The organism is Streptomyces sp. NPDC006711, from assembly GCF_042869775.1.
Taxonomy (GTDB): Bacteria; Actinomycetota; Actinomycetes; order Streptomycetales; family Streptomycetaceae; genus Streptomyces.
The window spans coordinates 198285-215162 of the sequence record NZ_JBIAGO010000008.1 but is presented as its reverse complement, the minus strand read 5'-3'; the positions used below and the strand labels follow the sequence as shown (position 1 = coordinate 215162).

The 16878-nt window shown below is 70.7% G+C and carries 16 protein-coding genes; 10 read left to right on the top strand and 6 right to left on the bottom strand.

Annotation, left to right across the window (positions count from 1 at the left end):
* The first annotated feature begins 51 nt into the window (after nt 1-51).
* The 3 genes from ACFYM2_RS18920 (at nt 52) to ACFYM2_RS18910 (ending at nt 3260) form a co-directional block, all read left to right on the top strand.
* A complete protein-coding gene (locus ACFYM2_RS18920) occupies nt 52-1509 on the top strand; it encodes a menaquinone biosynthesis decarboxylase (RefSeq protein ID WP_358998327.1) in 1458 nt (485 codons plus the stop codon).
* A 76-nt stretch (nt 1510-1585) separates the two neighbouring features.
* Nucleotides 1586-2488, top strand: a complete 903-nt coding sequence (gene mqnP, locus ACFYM2_RS18915) for a menaquinone biosynthesis prenyltransferase MqnP (RefSeq protein WP_358998330.1) — start codon at nt 1586-1588, stop codon at nt 2486-2488.
* Between the two features lie 55 nt (nt 2489-2543).
* A complete protein-coding gene (locus ACFYM2_RS18910) occupies nt 2544-3260 on the top strand; it encodes a UbiX family flavin prenyltransferase (protein WP_388458812.1) in 717 nt (238 codons plus the stop codon).
* Here the strand turns inward: ACFYM2_RS18910 and ACFYM2_RS18905 are convergent.
* Entirely contained in the window at nt 3257-3379 is a 123-nt protein-coding gene (locus ACFYM2_RS18905; protein ID WP_358998532.1) for a hypothetical protein, read from the bottom strand. The two genes, ACFYM2_RS18910 and ACFYM2_RS18905, sit on opposite strands and share 4 nt — an antisense overlap.
* A 142-nt stretch (nt 3380-3521) precedes the next feature.
* Here ACFYM2_RS18905 and ACFYM2_RS18900 point away from each other — a divergent pair, with 142 nt between their 5' ends.
* From ACFYM2_RS18900 to ACFYM2_RS18880, 5 genes are all read left to right on the top strand, one after another.
* The gene (locus tag ACFYM2_RS18900; protein WP_100578735.1) at nt 3522-3971 is read left to right on the top strand and encodes an Lrp/AsnC family transcriptional regulator; all 450 of its coding nucleotides are present in this window, start codon (nt 3522-3524) and stop codon (nt 3969-3971) included.
* Nucleotides 3972-4026: 55 nt separating this feature from the next.
* Nucleotides 4027-5190, top strand: coding sequence for an aminofutalosine synthase MqnE (gene mqnE / locus ACFYM2_RS18895; RefSeq protein WP_358998334.1), 1164 nt, complete (start codon nt 4027-4029; stop codon nt 5188-5190).
* Nucleotides 5191-5199: 9 nt separating this feature from the next.
* Nucleotides 5200-5724, top strand: a complete 525-nt coding sequence (locus ACFYM2_RS18890) for a GNAT family N-acetyltransferase (RefSeq protein WP_388837369.1) — start codon at nt 5200-5202, stop codon at nt 5722-5724.
* A gap of 59 nt (nt 5725-5783) precedes the next feature.
* Complete coding sequence (locus tag ACFYM2_RS18885) at nt 5784-6080, top strand: DUF4229 domain-containing protein (protein WP_358998339.1); 297 nt, start codon at nt 5784-5786, stop codon at nt 6078-6080.
* A gap of 478 nt (nt 6081-6558) precedes the next feature.
* Nucleotides 6559-7893 carry a dicarboxylate/amino acid:cation symporter gene (locus ACFYM2_RS18880; RefSeq protein WP_358998342.1) on the top strand — a complete coding sequence of 445 codons (1335 nt, stop codon included), beginning with the start codon at nt 6559-6561 and terminating at the stop codon, nt 7891-7893.
* 90 nt (nt 7894-7983) lie between these two features.
* Here ACFYM2_RS18880 and ACFYM2_RS18875 read toward each other — a convergent pair whose 3' ends face one another.
* From ACFYM2_RS18875 to ACFYM2_RS18865, 3 genes are all read right to left on the bottom strand, one after another.
* The gene (locus ACFYM2_RS18875) at nt 7984-9159 is read right to left on the bottom strand and encodes an acyltransferase family protein (protein WP_388837366.1); all 1176 of its coding nucleotides are present in this window, start codon (nt 9157-9159) and stop codon (nt 7984-7986) included.
* Nucleotides 9160-9378: 219 nt separating this feature from the next.
* Nucleotides 9379-10557, bottom strand: coding sequence for an alpha/beta fold hydrolase (locus ACFYM2_RS18870; protein ID WP_388837363.1), 1179 nt, complete (start codon nt 10555-10557; stop codon nt 9379-9381).
* Nucleotides 10558-10735: 178 nt separating this feature from the next.
* A complete protein-coding gene (locus tag ACFYM2_RS18865) occupies nt 10736-11743 on the bottom strand; it encodes an AraC family transcriptional regulator (RefSeq protein WP_388837360.1) in 1008 nt (335 codons plus the stop codon).
* 94 nt (nt 11744-11837) lie between these two features.
* Here ACFYM2_RS18865 and ACFYM2_RS18860 point away from each other — a divergent pair, with 94 nt between their 5' ends.
* On the top strand, nt 11838-13556 hold the full coding sequence (locus ACFYM2_RS18860) for an AMP-binding protein (protein ID WP_358998353.1): 1719 nt from the start codon (nt 11838-11840) through the stop codon (nt 13554-13556).
* A gap of 594 nt (nt 13557-14150) precedes the next feature.
* Here the strand turns inward: ACFYM2_RS18860 and ACFYM2_RS18855 are convergent.
* Nucleotides 14151-14354, bottom strand: coding sequence for a cold-shock protein (locus ACFYM2_RS18855; RefSeq protein WP_003967102.1), 204 nt, complete (start codon nt 14352-14354; stop codon nt 14151-14153).
* Nucleotides 14355-14669: 315 nt separating this feature from the next.
* Here ACFYM2_RS18855 and ACFYM2_RS18850 point away from each other — a divergent pair, with 315 nt between their 5' ends.
* Nucleotides 14670-15536, top strand: a complete 867-nt coding sequence (locus tag ACFYM2_RS18850) for a menaquinone biosynthesis protein (RefSeq protein ID WP_358998356.1) — start codon at nt 14670-14672, stop codon at nt 15534-15536.
* 45 nt (nt 15537-15581) lie between these two features.
* On the opposite strand, the gene ACFYM2_RS18845 is transcribed toward ACFYM2_RS18850, so the two are convergent.
* Nucleotides 15582-16640: an alpha/beta hydrolase gene (locus ACFYM2_RS18845; protein WP_388837356.1), complete on the bottom strand. Its 1059-nt coding sequence runs from the start codon at nt 16638-16640 to the stop codon at nt 15582-15584.
* Nucleotides 16641-16878: the final 238 nt, after the last annotated feature.

The following is a 16878-nucleotide window of genomic DNA, read 5'->3' as shown; positions in this document are numbered from 1 at the left end:
CCTCGGCCCCGGTGACCGGCCCAGGGTATCGGGTGCCCGATACTGGACCCCATGGCTTATGACGATCTCCGATCGCTGCTCAGGGCGCTGGAGCGCGAGGGCGACCTCAAGCGCATCAAGGCCGAGGTCGACCCGTATCTGGAAGTCGGCGAGATCGTCGACCGGGTCAACAAGGCCGGCGGCCCGGCCCTCCTCTTCGAGAACGTCAAGGGCGCGTCCATGCCCCTGGCCATGAACGTGTACGGCACCGACCGCCGCCTGCTCAAGGCGCTCGGCCTCGCCTCGTACGAGGAGATCAGCGACAAGATCGGCGGGCTGCTCAAGCCCGAACTGCCCCAGGGCTTCGTCGGCATCCGCGAGGCCTTCGGCAAGCTCGGCTCGATGGTGCACGTGCCGCCGAAGAAGGTGAAGCAGGAGGCGGCCCCGGTGCAGGAGGTCGTCCTCAAGGGCGACGACGTCGATCTCGACCAGCTGCCCGCGCTGTTCACCTGGCCCGAGGACGGCGGCTCGTTCTTCAACCTGGGCCTCACCCACACCAAGCACCCCGAGACGGGCGTACGCAACCTCGGCCTGTACCGCCTCCAGCGCCACGACAAGCGCACCATCGGCATGCACTGGCAGATCCACAAGGACAGCCGAAACCACTACGCGGTCGCCGCCAAGCGCGGCGAGCGGCTGCCGGTCGCGATCGCCTTCGGCTGCCCGCCCGCCGTCACGTACGCCTCGACCGCGCCGCTGCCCGGCGACATCGACGAGTACCTTTTCGCCGGCTTCATCCAGGGCAAGCGGATCGAGATGGTGGACTGCGAGACCGTGCCGCTCCAGGTCCCGGCCAACGCCGAGGTCGTCATCGAGGGCTGGCTGGAGCCGGGCGAGATGCTGCCGGAGGGCCCGTTCGGCGACCACACGGGGTTCTACACCCCGCAGGAACCGTTCCCCGCCCTGACCATCGACTGCGTCACCATGCGCAGGCGCCCGCTGCTCCAGTCCATCGTGGTCGGCCGCCCGCCCACCGAGGACGGGCCGCTCGGCCGCGCGACGGAGCGTTTCTTCCTGCCGCTGCTCAAGATCATCGTGCCGGACATCGTGGACTACCACCTGCCGGAGTCGGGCGGCTTCCACAACTGCGCGATCGTCTCGATCGACAAGAAGTACCCCAAGCACGCGCAGAAGGTGATGCACGCGATCTGGGGCGCGCACATGATGTCGCTGACCAAGCTGATCGTGATCGTGGACGCCGACTGCGACGTGCACAACCTGCACGAAGTGTCCTGGCGGGCCTTCGGCAACACCGACTACGCCCGCGACCTGACCGTCGTCGAAGGCCCGGTCGACCACCTCGACCACGCCTCCTACCAGCAGTTCTGGGGCGGCAAGGCGGGCATCGACGCGACCGCGAAGTGGCCCGAGGAGGGGTACACACGCGACGGCGGCTGGCCGGCGATGGTCGAGTCGGACGCGGAGACGGCCGAGCGGGTGACAAGGCGTTGGAAGGAATACGGACTGTGAGGTGCTGGCAGATGATGGACAACGGCAGCGCGGAGCGCGGGTTTTCCCGCCGCCGCGAGGACGAACCGGGGCTCTCGTGAGCGCGTCCGCCGCAGCCGTCCCGCAGCCGGGCCGCACCAAGGCCTTCCTGCGCCTGGTCATGATCGAGCACTCGGTCTTCGCGCTGCCCTTCGCCTACACCGCCGCGCTCACCGCGATGTTCCAGCTCGACAAGAACATCCACTGGGGGCGCCTGCTCCTGGTCACACTCGCCATGGTGGGTCTGCGGACCTTCGCGATGGCGTGCAACCGGATCATCGACCGCGAGATCGACGCCCGTAACCCGCGCACCGCGGGTCGCGAGCTGGTGACCGGCGCGGTGTCGGTGCGCTCGGCGTGGACCGGCGCGCTCATCGCGCTCGTCGTCTTCCTCGGCGCCGCCGCCGCCCTGAACCCGCTGTGCCTGGCGCTCGCGCCCGTCGCGGTGGTGCCGATGGTGGTCTACCCGTACGGGAAGCGGTTCACCAACTTCCCGCAGGCCATCCTCGGCATCGCGCAGGCGATGGGTCCGGTCGGCGCGTGGATCGCGATCACCGGCTCGTGGTCGTGGGACGCGGTGATCCTGGGCCTGGCCATCGGCATCTGGATCGGCGGCTTCGACCTGATCTACGCCTGCCAGGACGTGGAGGCCGACCGGGGTCACGGCGTGAAGTCGGTGCCGGCCCGCTTCGGCATCCCGGCCGCCATCCACGGCGCCCGTGGCTGCCACACCGTCACGATGGCCCTGCTCGTCTGGTACGCGCTGGCGACCGGCGCCGGTGTCTTCTTCTGGCTGGGTCTGCTCATCGTGCTCGGCGCCTTCCTCTACGAGCACACGCTGGTCAAGCCGCATGACCTCTCGCGGCTCAACCGGGCGTTCTTCCAGGTCAACGGCTTCATCGGGATCGCGCTCTTCCTCTGCGCGCTGCTCGACCTGCTGGTGCGGGGCCTGACGGTGTAGCACCTGGCGCCGCCCGGGGCACGGCGTGCCGGATAGGCTCGGACACGTGGAGCACGTGAACGTACACAGTCAGCAGCGCACGCCCTGGATCGTCGGGGTGTCGGGTGCCTCGGGGACGCCGTACGCGGCGGCGGTGCTGCGCGCGCTGCTCGCGGCGGGGCAGAGCGTGGACCTGGTGGTCTCGCGGGCCTCGCGCCTGACTCTGCTCGACGAGACGGGCATCGCGTTCCGTGACGCGCACTGGCGCGACGATCTGCGGGCGTGGCTGGCGCGGGGCGCGGACGGCAAGCCGGACGCCTTCGGCGCCGTGGACGTGTCGGGCGTACGGCACTGGGCGGCCGGGGACCTGGCGGCGGGGCCCTCGTCGGGCTCGTATCCCGTGAAGGGGATGCTGATCGTGCCGGCGTCGACGGCGTGTGTGGCCGGGGTGGCGCTCGGGCTTTCGAAGGACCTGTTGCAGCGGGCCGCGAGCGTGACGCTCAAGGAGCGGCGGCGGCTGGTCCTCGCGGTGCGCGAGACGCCGTTGAACGGACAGACGCTCAGGCATCTGGTGACACTGGACGAGGCGGGCGCCGTGGTGCTGCCCGCCTCTCCGGCGTTCTACGCGGGGGCGACGCACATCCAGGATCTGGTGGACTTCGTCGCGGGGCGGGTGCTGGACGCGGCAGGGGTGCCGCACGGTCTGTACCGCCGCTGGGAGGGAGAGCTCGGCTCGGGGCACGCCCCCGGTGAGCGGGGCCGTGACCTCGAAGGAGGCTCAGGGAGGGGTTAGCGCTTCTTGGCGGCGCGCTTGGGGGCGCGGTCCTGAGGCGCGGGCTTGTGGGCACGGGACCGGTTGGCCAGGTCCTGAAGCTCGCGCATCCGGGCGTAGGCCATCTCGATCGTGTACACGGTGACAACTCCTGAAAGATCGTCTTTGATCTGCTGGAAAAGTATCCACACAGCTGAATGATTCGCAGGGTGTCGCCCCTGCATGCCTTAGATTCTACACGTAAACTCGCGGAATCGCTGAACAATGGAAGGCTTCAGGCATATGGACGCCGTCGATAGGCAGCTCATCCAGGCACTGCGGGAGAACGGCAGGGCCTCGTACGCGGAACTGGGCCGTCTCGTCGGCCTCTCCGGCCCCAGCGTCACCGACCGCATCAACCGTCTGGAGGCGGCCGGTGTCATCACCGGATACCGCGCCACGGTGGACTCCGCCTCGCTCGGCCTCGGCGTCACCGCGCTGATCGGCATCTCCCTGTCCGACGCCGCCGACCACGAGGACGTGGCCCGCCGCCTGCGCGATCTGGCCGAGATCGAGGACTGCTGGTTCATCGCGGGCGACGACTCCTACATGCTCAAGATCCGCGCCGGTGACGTGGACGGCCTGGAGAAGACGATCCGCCGCCTCGGCTCCACCAAGGGCGTCTCGCGCACCCGTACCACGATCGTGCTCTCCACGAAGTGGGAGAACCGGGTCGGGGAACTTCCCGAGTAGGGCGGGGCGTACCGTGGGTGGGGCCTGAAAGACACACATATGGGAGGCGGCCTTGATGGACGCGGGACTCAAGCGCGAGCTGGAGCAGAAGGTCCGGGCCGGTGAGCGGCTCAGCCGCGAGGACGGCATCGCGCTGTACGCGTCGGACGACCTGGCCTGGCTCGGCGGCCTCGCCCACGAGGTGCGCACCCGCAAGAACGGCGACGTCGTCCACTTCAACGTCAACCGTCACCTCAACATGACCAACGTGTGCACGGCGTCGTGCGCGTACTGCTCCTTCCAGCGCAAGCCGGGCGAGAAGGACGCGTACACGATGCGCATCGAGGAGGCCGTCCGCCTCGCCAAGGCGATGGAGAACGACAACCTCACCGAGCTGCACATCGTCAACGGGCTCCACCCGACGCTGCCCTGGCGCTACTACCCGCGCTCGCTCAAGGCCCTCAAGGAGGCGCTGCCGAACGTCGGGCTCAAGGCGTTCACGGCGACCGAGATCCACCACTTCGAGACGATCTCCGGGCTCGGCGCGAGCGAGATCCTGGACGAGCTCATCGAGGCCGGTCTCGAATCGCTGACCGGCGGCGGCGCCGAGATCTTCGACTGGGAAGTGCGCCAGCACATCGTCGACCACAAGACCCACTGGGAAGACTGGTCGCGCATCCACCGCCTGGCCCACCAGAAGGGCCTCAAGACCCCCTCGACCATGCTGTACGGGCACATCGAGGAGCCGCGCCACCGCGTGGACCACGTGCTGCGCCTGCGCGAGCTCCAGGACGAGACCGGCGGCTTCCAGGTCTTCATCCCGCTGCGCTACCAGCACGACTTCGTGGACATGCAGGACGGCAAGATCCGCAACCGGCTCCAGGCGCGCACCACCATGGCGACCGGCGCCGAGGCGCTGAAGACGTTCGCCGTCTCGCGCCTGCTGTTCGACAACGTGCCGCACGTGAAGTGCTTCTGGGTCATGCACGGCCTCCAGACCACCCAGCTCGCCCTCCAGCACGGCGCGGACGACATGGACGGCTCGGTCGTCGAGTACAAGATCACGCACGACGCGGACAACTACGGCACGCCCAACAAGCTGACCCGCGACGACCTGCTCGACCTCATCCGTGAGGCCGGCTTCCGTCCGGTCGAGCGCAACACGCGCTACGAGATCATCCGCGAGTACCCGGGCCCGGACCCGGAGCTGCGCGAGAGCCCGCAGCCGATGCGCTTCTGAGCGCGGCCCGTGGCTCCGACGTTCCGGCTCGGCCCGCCGGTCACCCCCGCCCTGCGTGACGGACTCCTCGCCCTGTGGGCCGAGGTGTCCGAGGCGGGCGGCGCGGTCGGCTTCGTACCGCCGGTCACCGTGGAGGACGTACGGCCCGAGCTGGTCAAGCACTTCGCGGCCATGGCCGAGGGGCGGATGCGGCTGCTCGCGGGCTTCGACGAGCGGGGACGCGTCGTCGCCACCGCGTTCATCGCGTACAACACCCACCGCCTCATGACCCACTGGGTGTGGCTGTACACGGTCATGGTGCACCCGGCCCACCAGGGCAAGGGGTACGGCCGGGACCTGATGGCGGCCGTCGCCGACGCCGTACGGACCCTCGACGGCATCGAGGCCATCCGGCTCACCTGCCGGGGCGGCACCGGCGCCGACCGCTTCTACGCCGCGTGCGGCTACAAGGAGGTCGGCCGGGTGCCGGGCGCGATCCGGGTGGCCGAGGGGGACGACCGGGACGACGTCATCATGCTGCTCCCGCTGAACTGATCCATTTGTGGGCGTGCTTCACTAGTCGGGCAGGTGCCACCGTAGAGAGAAGGTCGATCGTGAACGCCGCAAAGCCGAGCGCCACCATCTGGTACACCATGCTGCGCGTGGGGATCTTCATCGGCAGCCTGGTCTTCGTGGCCCTGCTGGTCCAGTTCGGCATCGTGCCCAAGGGCAACGGCAACTCGAACCTCATCTGGGTCATCCTGCTCGCCCTCGTCATCTCGGCGCCGCTCAGCTACGTGCTCCTGCGCAAGCAGCGCGACGCGATGTCCGCCCAGATCGTCAGCAAGGTGGAGAGCGCCAAGGCGAAGCTGGAGGCGAACCGTTCGCAGGAGGACGGCGTCATCCAGTAGCGCGCGCCGGCGCCCGCGCGGCGCCGCGTGAGGCCCTGCGCGGGCGCCGCGCCAGGCCCCGCACCCGACCCTTCACGGCCCGGCCCCGAAGCTCACCGCTTCGGGGCCGGGCCGTTGTCATGGGTGTCGTGGGTGCCGTGGGTGCCTGGCGGGGCCCGGCGGCGGACCCTCGGCCATCGCGGGGTAAAAGAAGTGCTTTGGGGTTCCCAAAGTTCAGGTGTTAACGTGTCCGACATGACGACAGCAGCTGTGCACCAGCACCCCACCGGCGGAGCCGTTCCGCTCGTGGCGCGTCTGCATGTCGACCTCTGCCGCTGCATGTCCGCGGTCTGTTGCCGCGACGTCTGACCCCGGCACCATGCGGCGGTGTCCCCAGCCTTACGTGACGGTCCTCACCGGCCAGTCCCTCGTGTACGGGCGCCGCGCTCATCTCTGAACGTCGACAAATCCCCGCCCTTGCCCACCAGGGAGTCCTTTCGTGTCCTCCGCGACCGCCCCGGAGCAGCCCAAGTCCGGCTTCTCCATATCCGCCAAGTTCCCGTTCTGGGCCCAGATCATCGCGGGCCTCGTCCTCGGCGGCCTGCTCGGCTGGCTCGCCCGGAGCCAGGACATCAGCTGGCTCAAGTCCACGCTGGAACAGATCGGCGACACCTTCGTCCAGCTCCTGAAGCTGGCCGTCGCGCCGCTCGTCTTCTTCGCGATCCTGGTGTCGATCACCAACCTGCGCAAGGTCAACAACGCCGCGCGGCTCGCCTCGCGCACCCTGCTCTGGTTCATGATCACGTCGCTGATCGCGGTGGCCATCGGCCTCGCCATCGGGCTGCTCACCAACCCGGGCTCGGGCACGGGCCTGACCCCCAAGGACGGCAAGCTCCCCAAGCACACGGGCAGCTGGCTCGACTTCCTGACCGGCATCATCCCGACCGACGTCGTGACGCCGTTCACCGAACTCAACGTCCTCCAGATCGTGTTCATGGCCGCCGTCGCCGGCATCGCCCTGCTCCAGCTCGGCGAGAAGGCCAAGCCGATCCTCACGCTCAGCGAGGCCGTGCTCGAACTCCTCCAGAAGGCGCTGTGGTGGGTCATCCGGCTCGCCCCGCTCGGCACCCTCGGCCTCATCGGCTTCGCCATCGCCGACTACGGCTGGGACCTCATCGGCAAGTACGCCACCTTCACCGCCGACGTCTACATCGGCTGCGCCCTGGTGATGTTCGGCGTCTACCCGCTGCTGCTCGCCACCGTCGCCAAGGTCAACCCGCTCCAGTTCTTCAAGGGTGCCTGGCCCGCGATCCAGCTGGCGTTCGTCTCCCGCTCCTCGGTGGGCACGATGCCGCTGACCCAGAAGGTCACCGAACGCCTGGGCGTGCCCAAGGAGTACGCCTCCTTCGCGGTGCCCTTCGGCTCCACCACCAAGATGGACGGCTGCGCCGCGATCTACCCGGCGCTCGCGGCGATCTTCATCGCCCAGATCTTCGACGTGCACCTCGGTGTCGGCGACTACCTCCTGATCGCCTTCGTGTCGGTCATCGGCTCCGCCGCCACGGCCGGCCTGACCGGCGCCACGGTCATGCTGACGCTGACCCTCTCCACCCTGGGCCTGCCCCTGGAGGGCGTCGGCCTGCTCATGGCCATCGACCCCGTCCTCGACATGATGCGTACGGCCACGAACGTGGCGGGCCAGGCGCTGGTTCCGGTCATCGTGTCGGCCCGGGAGAAGATCCTGGACCTGGACGCGTTCAACCGGGCCTCCGCCTCCCCGGTCGAGGAGCCCGCCCCCGCCCACGAGCCCACCCCGGTCCCGGCCGCCGCCTGACCCCGGCCCTCCCTCCCACGACGCCCGCGCCCCGCCTGCCGGGGGCGCGGGCGCCGGGCTGTGCGGGTGGTCCCGCCGCCGCCCGGGACGTCACCGGGGCGGCGTCGTCCCGTCAAGGCGGGTCGTCGCGGGGGTGGTGCGGGGCGTGATGGTGACGCCGGTCAGCCAGAGTTTGAGGCGGCGGCCGACGGGGCGTTCCACGCCCCGGTGCACCGCCCAGGCCGCCGCGAGCAGCGCCGCGACGAGGCCGGCCAGCAGGAGATGGGCCGGTACCCGCGTGTGGAGGCGTTCGATCACGGCCCAGCCTATGGACTCGTGCAGGAGGTAGAGCGGGTAGGTCAGGGCGCCGGCGGTGGTGAGGCGGCGCCAGTTGAGGAAGTCCAGTTTTCCGAGCGCCACGGCGAGCAGGATGGCGTAGAAGGCGGTGACGACGGCCAGGGCCACCGTCCAGGAGGGGCGCAGCCCCACCCAGTTCTCGTCGTGGACGAGCCCGGTCAGCCGGTGCTGTGCCAGCAGCCACGAGGCACCGAGGAGCAGCCACAGGACCGGCGCGGGCCGGAAGCGGTGCATGAGGTACAGCACGATGCCGCCGACGAAGAAGGGGGCGAACTGTGGCTGGAAGACGACGGTCATGAGCGGGATGCCCGAGCTCGGCGCGAGGATGGCGCCCAGCAGCCACAGGCCGCAGAAGGCCACCACGCGCCGGTAGGTCAGACCGCCGTACGCGACGACGGCGAAGAGCAGATAGAACCGCGTCTCCGCCCAGAGCGACCAGTACGAGGGGTCCACATGGGCCACGCCCAGGGGTTCGTGGACCATCGTGAGGTTGGTCAGGACGCGCGAGAGCGTGATCGTCCGGTCGCCGGCGCACCACAGGACGGCGGCGGTGGTCAGGACGCACACCCAGAACGCCGGGTACAGCCGCACCACGCGGCTGACGAAGAAGTCGCGCGGGGTCCGTCCCCAGCAGCTCATGCAGATGACGAACCCGCTGATCATGAAGAACAGCTCGACGCCGAGCCAGCCGTATCCGGCGACGCTGTGGGCGAGCGGGAAGAGCGCGGCCGTGCTCCGGCCCCAGGCCCCCCGGTCGCCGTACCGGTCGTAGCCGAGGAAGTGGAACGCCACCACCATCAGCGCCGCGATCAGCCGCAGCCCGTCCAGTACGTAGAGCCGCGGCGGTCCGGCCTTGGCGGCCGGGGCCTGGGGGAGCGGCCGGGTGGTGCGCGGGCGGGAGAGCGTGGAACGCAGAGCTGTGTCTGACAAGGCGGGGATCCTAGCCGGAGCCGGTCGCGGCCGTTCCGGTCGGTTCGGGGATGGCGCTGTGTACGAGTGCGATGACCTGGGTTCTTCCTGCACGCTAGTACATACCCCGTACGTTCGATTTCGTGCGGGGTGCGCGCCCGCCCCGGGCGGGCCGGGGCGGGCGCGGCGGTCATCGCGTGCGGCGCCCGGTGGCAGGTGGCCCCAACGCCCTCGCGGGGGTCAGCAGTTGGCGTGGGTGGGACGGTCCGCGAAACGGTCGGCAAGCCAGTTCGCGGCCGGTACGCCGCCCACCGTCACACCGCCGATGTGGCCGAGCAGCGCCAGCGCGTGCCACTCCACGTCCGCGCCACGGGCGCACCAGTCCGAGCGGAGCCCCTGGCCCACCGGGTACGGGATCAGCTCGTCGAGGGTGGCGTGGTACAGATACACCGGCGCGTCCGGGCGCTGGGTGCCGAGCCGGGACCGCTCCAACGCGGCCTGCCAGTCCGGCTGTTGGAGCGGGTTGCGCACGGTCAGGTCGGTGATGTGCTTGAAGGAGCCCACCGTGGTGTCGACGGCCACGCAGTTGTTCCTGAAGTAGTCCACCAGCGCCTTGCCCGCCGGGTTGAGATACGTGTCGAGCCTCAGCTCGGGGAAGGCCGCGTCCTGGCCGGCCGCCGCCATGAAGATGAGGCCGGAGCCGAGGCCGCCGTCGTCGGCGGCGGCGACCTTCATCAGATCGGCCGGGACGCCGCCGGTCGCGGTGCCCTTCACCAAGAGGTCGGGCGCGTAGGTCCGGTGCAGCTCGGCGGCCCAGGCGGCGGCCTGGCCGCCCTGCGAGTAGCCCATGATCCCGACGGGGGAGGCCGCGTCGACGCCGGGGACGCCGAGGCGTTCGGCGGCGCGGGCCGCGTCCAGGACGGCGGTGCCCTCGGCGCGGCCGACGGTGTAGGTGTGGTCGCCGGGCGTGCCGAGCCCTTCGTAGTCGGTGACCGCGACCGCCCAGCCCTTCTGCACCACCTGGTTGATCAGGGTGGCCTCGACGGCCGTCCCGAGGGGGAAGTTGGCGCTGGGCGCGCACGAGTCGGCGAGCCCGACCGTGCCGACGGCGTACGTCACCAGGGGGCGGGGGCCGGTGTGGCCGTCGGCGGGCACGATGACCGTGCCGGAGACGACGTTCGGGGCGCCCGTGGCGCTGGTGGAGCGGTAAGTGACGTGCCAGGCACGGGTGTTGGTCCACTGGCCCGGCAGCGGGTGGAAGGCGGTGGGGGACTGGGTGACGATGTCGCCGGGTGTGAGGGATGACGGGGACACGGGGGACACCGGGGACGCGGGGCTCTGGGCGAATGCGGTGGGGGTGGCTGCCGAGAGGAGGAGTGCGGCGGCCACGACACCGGCGACTCGGGTACGGATGTGCATGCGGCTCTCCCAACGGTCCGATGTGGCTTGGCAGTTGAGGAGAAGGTAATGACTGTCCGGCGCCCCCGGAGCTGACCGTACCGCTCACCTTCACTGACCGGGCCTCACGGACGGGGGGGCCATCCGCACGGCGCGGCGCCGCCCCCGTACCCACCCGCGCTGCGGCGCGGCCCCGCCCTCAGTGCTCCAAGCGGTAGGCGCCCGGCGTCGTCCCCGTCCAGCGGCGGAAGGCGCGGTGGAAGCTGGTGTCCTCCGAGAAGCCGAGGCGCGCCGCGATCTCCGCGATCGGCTCGCGCCCCGAGGCGAGCCCCGCGATCGCCGCGTCGCGCCGCACCGCGTCCTTGAGCTGCTGGAACGACGTACCCTCCCGGCCCAGGCGCCGGCGCAGGGTGGCGGGCGACATCGCGAGCCCGGCCGCCGTCTCCTCCAGGGTGGGAAGGCGGGGCGAGGAGCGCAGCGAGCCCGCGAGCGCGCGGCCCACCTGCTCGCCCACCGTCGAGCCGTAGGTGTGCCGGCTGAGCAGTTCGAACGGCGAGCGGCGCAGCATCTGCCCGAGCGCGGCCTCGTCCCGGATGAGCGGCGCGGTCAGCAGGCGCGCGTCGAACACGGCCTCCGTGCGGGCGCCGCCGAACCTGACCGGGCAGCCGAACAGCGACTCGTACTCCCACTGGTGCGAAGGCGCGGGATAGCCGAAGGCGGCGCGGGCCAGCGGGATCCTGCGGCCCACGAGCCAGCTGCACAGCCGGTGCCAGATGATCACGAGGCATTCGGTCAGAAAGCGGTCCTCGTCCCGGCCCGCGAGATCGCCAAGGACCGCGAACACGGCGTCGGGGCCGCTGACTTCGAGAGCGAGCTCGGGGCCGTGCGCGAACAGGCCGTAGAAGGCGGTGCCCCGGCGCACCGCCGCGCCGAGGTCGCGGCAGCCCAGCACGGCATGGCACATCATCGCGAAGGTGCCGGGCCTGCTGGGGGCGCCGCCGAGGCCGAGGAACTCGTCCCCCGTCGCCCGGTACAGGGCGCGGAAGAGGCGGGCGAACTGGGCCGGGGTGACCCGCGCCCGGTCGTCCCCGAGCAGCAGCGGCGGGATGCCGGACGCCTGGAGCAGGGGCACGGTGTCGATGCCGTGCCGCTCTGCGCCGCGCAGCACGGCCCGCACATGGTGCACGGTGATCGTCGGCTCCGCCATGGCCAACGACCGTAGCGGGGTTGAGCGTTGAGGTCAGCCGGGGTGACGTTTCCCGTCATCCCGCGCGGCCGGGACCCGTACCTACCGTCGGGTCATGACCCTCCGCAGCCCGCACCAGGAGCCGTCCCCGCGCCCCCGTACGCTCGCCGTGTTCACCGAGTGGGCCGCCGAGCGCCATCCCGGCGAGCCGGCCCTGCGGTTCCGTGACGCGGGCGGCGGGTGGGCCGTCGTGACCTACGCCGAACTGCGCGAGACCGTACGCCGCACCGCGCGCGGGCTGCTCGCGCTCGGCATCGGACCGGGTGAGCGGGTGGCGATCCTCGCGGAGACCCGGCCCGAGTGGACGTACACGCACTTCGCCGCTCTCGCGGTCGGCGCGGTGGTGGTGCCGGTGTATCCGACGGCGGGCGACGAGGAGGCGGCGTGGGTGCTGGCCGACTCGGGAGCGAGGGCGGTCTTCTGCGAGGGGCCCGATGCGGCGGACCGCGTGGCGCGGCTGCGCCCGGAGCTGCCCGCGCTCGCCCATGTGCTGCCGCTGACGGGTCCCGGCGGGCCGGACGGGTCCGCCGTACCGGTCGACGACCTGCTGGCCCGGTCCCGCGCGGTGCGGCCCGAGGACGACGCCGAACTCGTCTACACCTCCGGTACCACCGGGCCGCCCAAGGGCTGCCGGCTCACCCACGGCAACCTGGGCGCCGTGCAGGACGCGACCCTGCACCTCATCGACGGCGGCCCGGGCGACCGCACCTACCTCTATCTGCCCCTCGCCCACCTGTTCGCCCAGCTGATCCAGTTCTCCACGCTCCTGAACGGCGGGGAGCTGTGTTACTTCGGCGGCCGGATCGAGGACGTGCTGGGCGAGCTGGCCGAGGTGCGGCCGACCCACCTGCCGTCCGTGCCGCGCCTGTTCGAGAAGGTGTACGCGGCGGCGCGTTCGCTCGCCGAGGCGCGCGAGGGCGGCGCCGGGCGGTTCGACGCGGCGGTCGCGCTCGGCGTCCTCGCGGCGGACGGACAGCTTCCTGCGGAGCGGAAGTCCGCGTACGAAGCCGCGGACGCCTCGCTGTTCAGCCTGGTCAGAGCGGCCTTCGGTGGCCGCCTCCGGTGGGCTTTCACCGGCGGCGCCCCGATCGACCCGGCCGTACTCGACTTCCTGCGGGCCTCGGGGGTCGGAATCTTCGAGGGGTACGGGATGACCGAGTCGGCCGGGGTGATCTCGCTCAACCACCCCGGCGCGGTGCGGTACGGCTCGGTGGGGCGGCCGGTGCCGGGGTGCGAGGTGCGGATCGCGGCCGACGGGGAGGTGCTGGCCCGGGGGCCGATGATCTTCCCCGGATACCACGCGAACGCCCGGGGCACCGAGGAGGCGCTGGACGCGGAGGGGTGGCTGCGCACGGGGGACCTCGGCGCGGTCGACGCGGACGGCTTCCTGACGATCACGGGCCGCAAGAAGGACCTGATCATCACGTCCGCCGGCAAGAACCTGACGCCCTCGCACGTGGAGCTGGCCATCGAACGGTCCCGGTTCGTCTCGCACGCGGTGATGGTGGGCGACCGCCGCCCCTACCCGGTCGCCCTGATCACGGTGGCCGCGGAGGAGGTGGCGGGCCGTGGCGAGGAGGAGGTGCGGGCGCTGGTGGGAGAGGCGGTGGCGGCGGCCAACGCGTGCGTCTCGCGCCCCGCGCGGATTCGGGACTTCGCGGTGCTGGCGCGGGACTTCTCGGTGGAGGCGGGGGAGCTTACACCGACGTTGAAGGTGCGTAGGGCGGTGATCCTGGAGCGGTACGGGGCCCAGATCAACACCCTGTACCCCTGACCCGGGCCGCCCCCGAACCCGCCCGCGTGGTTGCTCGCGCGCCTGGGGGGCACCAGGTGCGTTTTTGGGTGCGGACCGTGCCGGGTTGCCCGCGCAGTTCCCCGCGCCCCTGGGGGTGTGCCTGTGTGTTTTCGGGTGCGGTCCGTGCCGGGTTGCCCGCGCAGTTCCCCGCGCCCCTGAGGGTGCACCTGTGCGTTTTGGGGTGCGGATCGTGCTGGGTTGCCCGCGCAGTTCCCCGCGCCCCTGGGGGGGTATCTGTGTGTTTTCGGGTGCGGATCGTGCTGGGGCACCCGCGCAGTTCCCCGCGCCCCTGGCGGCACTGGTGTGTGGCGGAACTCAGCGGCTCCGGGTGCCCTACAGGGGCGCGGGGAACTGCGCGGGCAACCCAGCACGGTGGGCGGACGAACGCACACCTGACCCACCCCAGGGGCGCGGGGAACTGCGCACAACGCACCCCGGGCCGCGCCCGAAGGCATCCGCAGCCGGGCCGCGCCCGAAGGCATGCGCGCCCGTGAGGCAAAAGGCAGGAGCCCCGTCCAAGTGGACGGGGCTCCTTGGGTACTGCTAAGTCAGCGATCGCCAACCCGGAGAAGGTTAGGCCGGGGTGACATTCTCCGCCTGCGGGCCCTTCGGACCCTGAGTGACGTCGAAGTTCACGACCTGGTTCTCCTCCAGGGAGCGGAAACCAGACGCGTTGATCGCGGAGTAGTGGACGAAGACATCCGGGCCGCCGCCGTCCTGGGCGATGAAGCCGAAGCCCTTTTCAGCGTTGAACCACTTCACGGTTCCGGTAGCCATAAGCCCTCCTTGGGCCAAAGGGTTGCCCTGCTCCAGAACCTGCAAACAAGTCTGAAAACTACAAAAGCCTGCGGGTTACATGCTCCGCAGGCTCTGTACTGCAAGGGAAACCAAACTGCAACTTGCGCTGAGCGTAGCACGCGGCTCGGGCCCGGCGGTAGAGGGAAAGATCACTCGGCTCGGACGTTTGTCCGCCCCCTGAGCAGGCCCGGGACCCCGCCCACGCCCCCGCGAACCACCCCGCCCGCCGTCTTCGGGCGGCGCCCCGCCAGGCCCGGCGCGGTCCACGAAGTGGGACGGGTCTAGCCTCGGCATGTGGACAATTCAACCAGCCCCCAGCAGCACGGCGACCGGCCCCGCGTCGGCCACATCCAGTTCCTCAACTGCCTGCCCCTGTACTGGGGCCTGGCCAGAACGGGCACCCTGCTCGACCTGGAGCTGACCAAGGACACCCCGGAAAAGCTCAGCGAGCAGCTGGTCAACGGCGACCTCGACATCGCCCCGATCACCCTCGTCGAGTTCCTGCGCAACGCCGACGACCTGGTCGCCTTCCCCGACATCGCGGTCGGCTGCGACGGGCCGGTCATGTCCTGCGTGATCGTCTCGCAGCGTCCCCTCGAAGAGCTGGACGGCGCCCGCGTCGCGCTCGGGTCCACCTCGCGGACCTCCGTACGCCTGGCGCAGCTCCTGCTCGCCGAGCGCTACCAGGTGGCCCCCGAGTACTACACGTGCCCGCCCGACCTCGGCCTGATGATGCGCGAGGCGGACGCCGCCGTACTCATCGGAGACGCGGCCCTGCGCGCCTCGCTGCACGACGCCCCCCGGCTGGGGCTCCAGGTCCACGACCTGGGCGCGATGTGGAAGGAGTGGACGGGACTGCCGTTCGTCTTCGCCGTGTGGGCGGCCCGCAAGGACTATCTGGCCCGCGAGCCCGGCCTCGTCCAGCAGGTGCACGAGGCGTTCCTCGCCTCGCGTGACCTCTCCCTCGAAGAGGTCACGAAGGTGGCCGAGCAGGCGGCCCGCTGGGAGGTCTTCGACGCCGAGCTCCTGGAGCGCTACTTCACGACGCTCGACTTCCGCTTCGGGACCCAACAGCTCGACGGCGTACGGGAGTTCGCCCGCCGCACCGGCCCGACGACCGGGTTCCCGGCGGACGTGAGCGTGGAACTGCTCGCGCCGTGAGGGACGCGGCCGTGATGAGCGGAGGCGGTCGTAACGGGAGGCGGTTCAGGAGGACGGGACCGGGGCCAGCATCTGCTTGCTGATCCACTCCATGGTGCCCTCGCCCATGCCCTCCACGTAGGTGTGGGCGTTGTGGGTGCCGTTCTGGATCATCTGGAGGCGGGTCTTCACCGGGCCCTTGCCGTACGTCTCGATGAACTGCTTCACCTTGGGTATGACCGTCGTCTCCTTGGTGCCGACCTGGAAGGCGAGCGCGACCTCGGGGCCCTTCTTGTCGATCAGGTCCTGCGCCAGCTTCTCCGGGTTGTTGGCCTGCTTCTCGGCGTCGTGGCCGGCCCACAGCGGGGAGTCGGGCACGATGTCCGGGCCCGAGGCGATCGCGGCCTTGAAGAGGTCGGGCCGTTTGAGCACGGACTTCAGGCCGACGAACCCGCCGGACGAGGAGCCCATGAAGGCCCAGCCGTCGCGCGACTTGAAGGTGCGGAAGTTGGCCCGCACCAGGTCCGGCACGTCCTCGGTCATCCAGGTGCCCATCTTGGCCTGTCCCGGGATGTCGCTGCCGTCGTAGTAGTGCTTGGCGTCCGGGTTGAGGACCGGCATGACGACGATGAACGGCAGGCTCTTGCCGGTCTTGGACCAGGCGCTGATGCTGCTCTGGAGCTTGAGGTCGGTGCCCATCCAGTAGTTCTTGGGGTAACCGTTTCCTCCCGGCAGCGCGATGAGCACCGGGAAGCCGCTGTTCTGGTACCGGGGGTCGAAGTACTGCTTGGGCGCCCACACCCACACCTTGCCCGTGAACCCCGACTTCGCGCCCTTGAGCGTGGTCACGCCGATCTTGGTGCCGTCGCCCAGGGTGCTCTGCGTGGTGAACTCCGCCTCGGGGCCGGTCGGCAGCTGCGTCTGCGCGGCCGCGCCGTCCTTGGCGGAGGCGTCGCCGTTCTTCTCCCCGCTGTGCGCCGGCGCCTGGGCGGTGGCCCGGGCCGACGGGCCGCTCGTCCCCGAGTCGAAGCTGACCGGCTTGCCCTCGTCCGAGCAGCCGGTGACCAGCACGACCGAGCCGATGACGGCGGCCCCTATCAGAGCGGCGGGACGGCGACGGTTCATTTCGGGGGCTCCGTGCATCTGGGATCGGGGACAGCGGACGACGGGAAGGGGGAGGCGGCGGGGCGTCCGGGCGGGCCCGCGCGAAGGTATGGGCGATTCAGCATGAACTACACCAGTCAAGAGTGCGGAACTCGCCATTCGGTTCGCCCCCCTCCCCCTCCACCCACCCCATCCGGACGTGATCCCGCGCACGTGGGGGGTGACGGGGTGGGGGGTGTGCCGGGGACGGGACACCGGC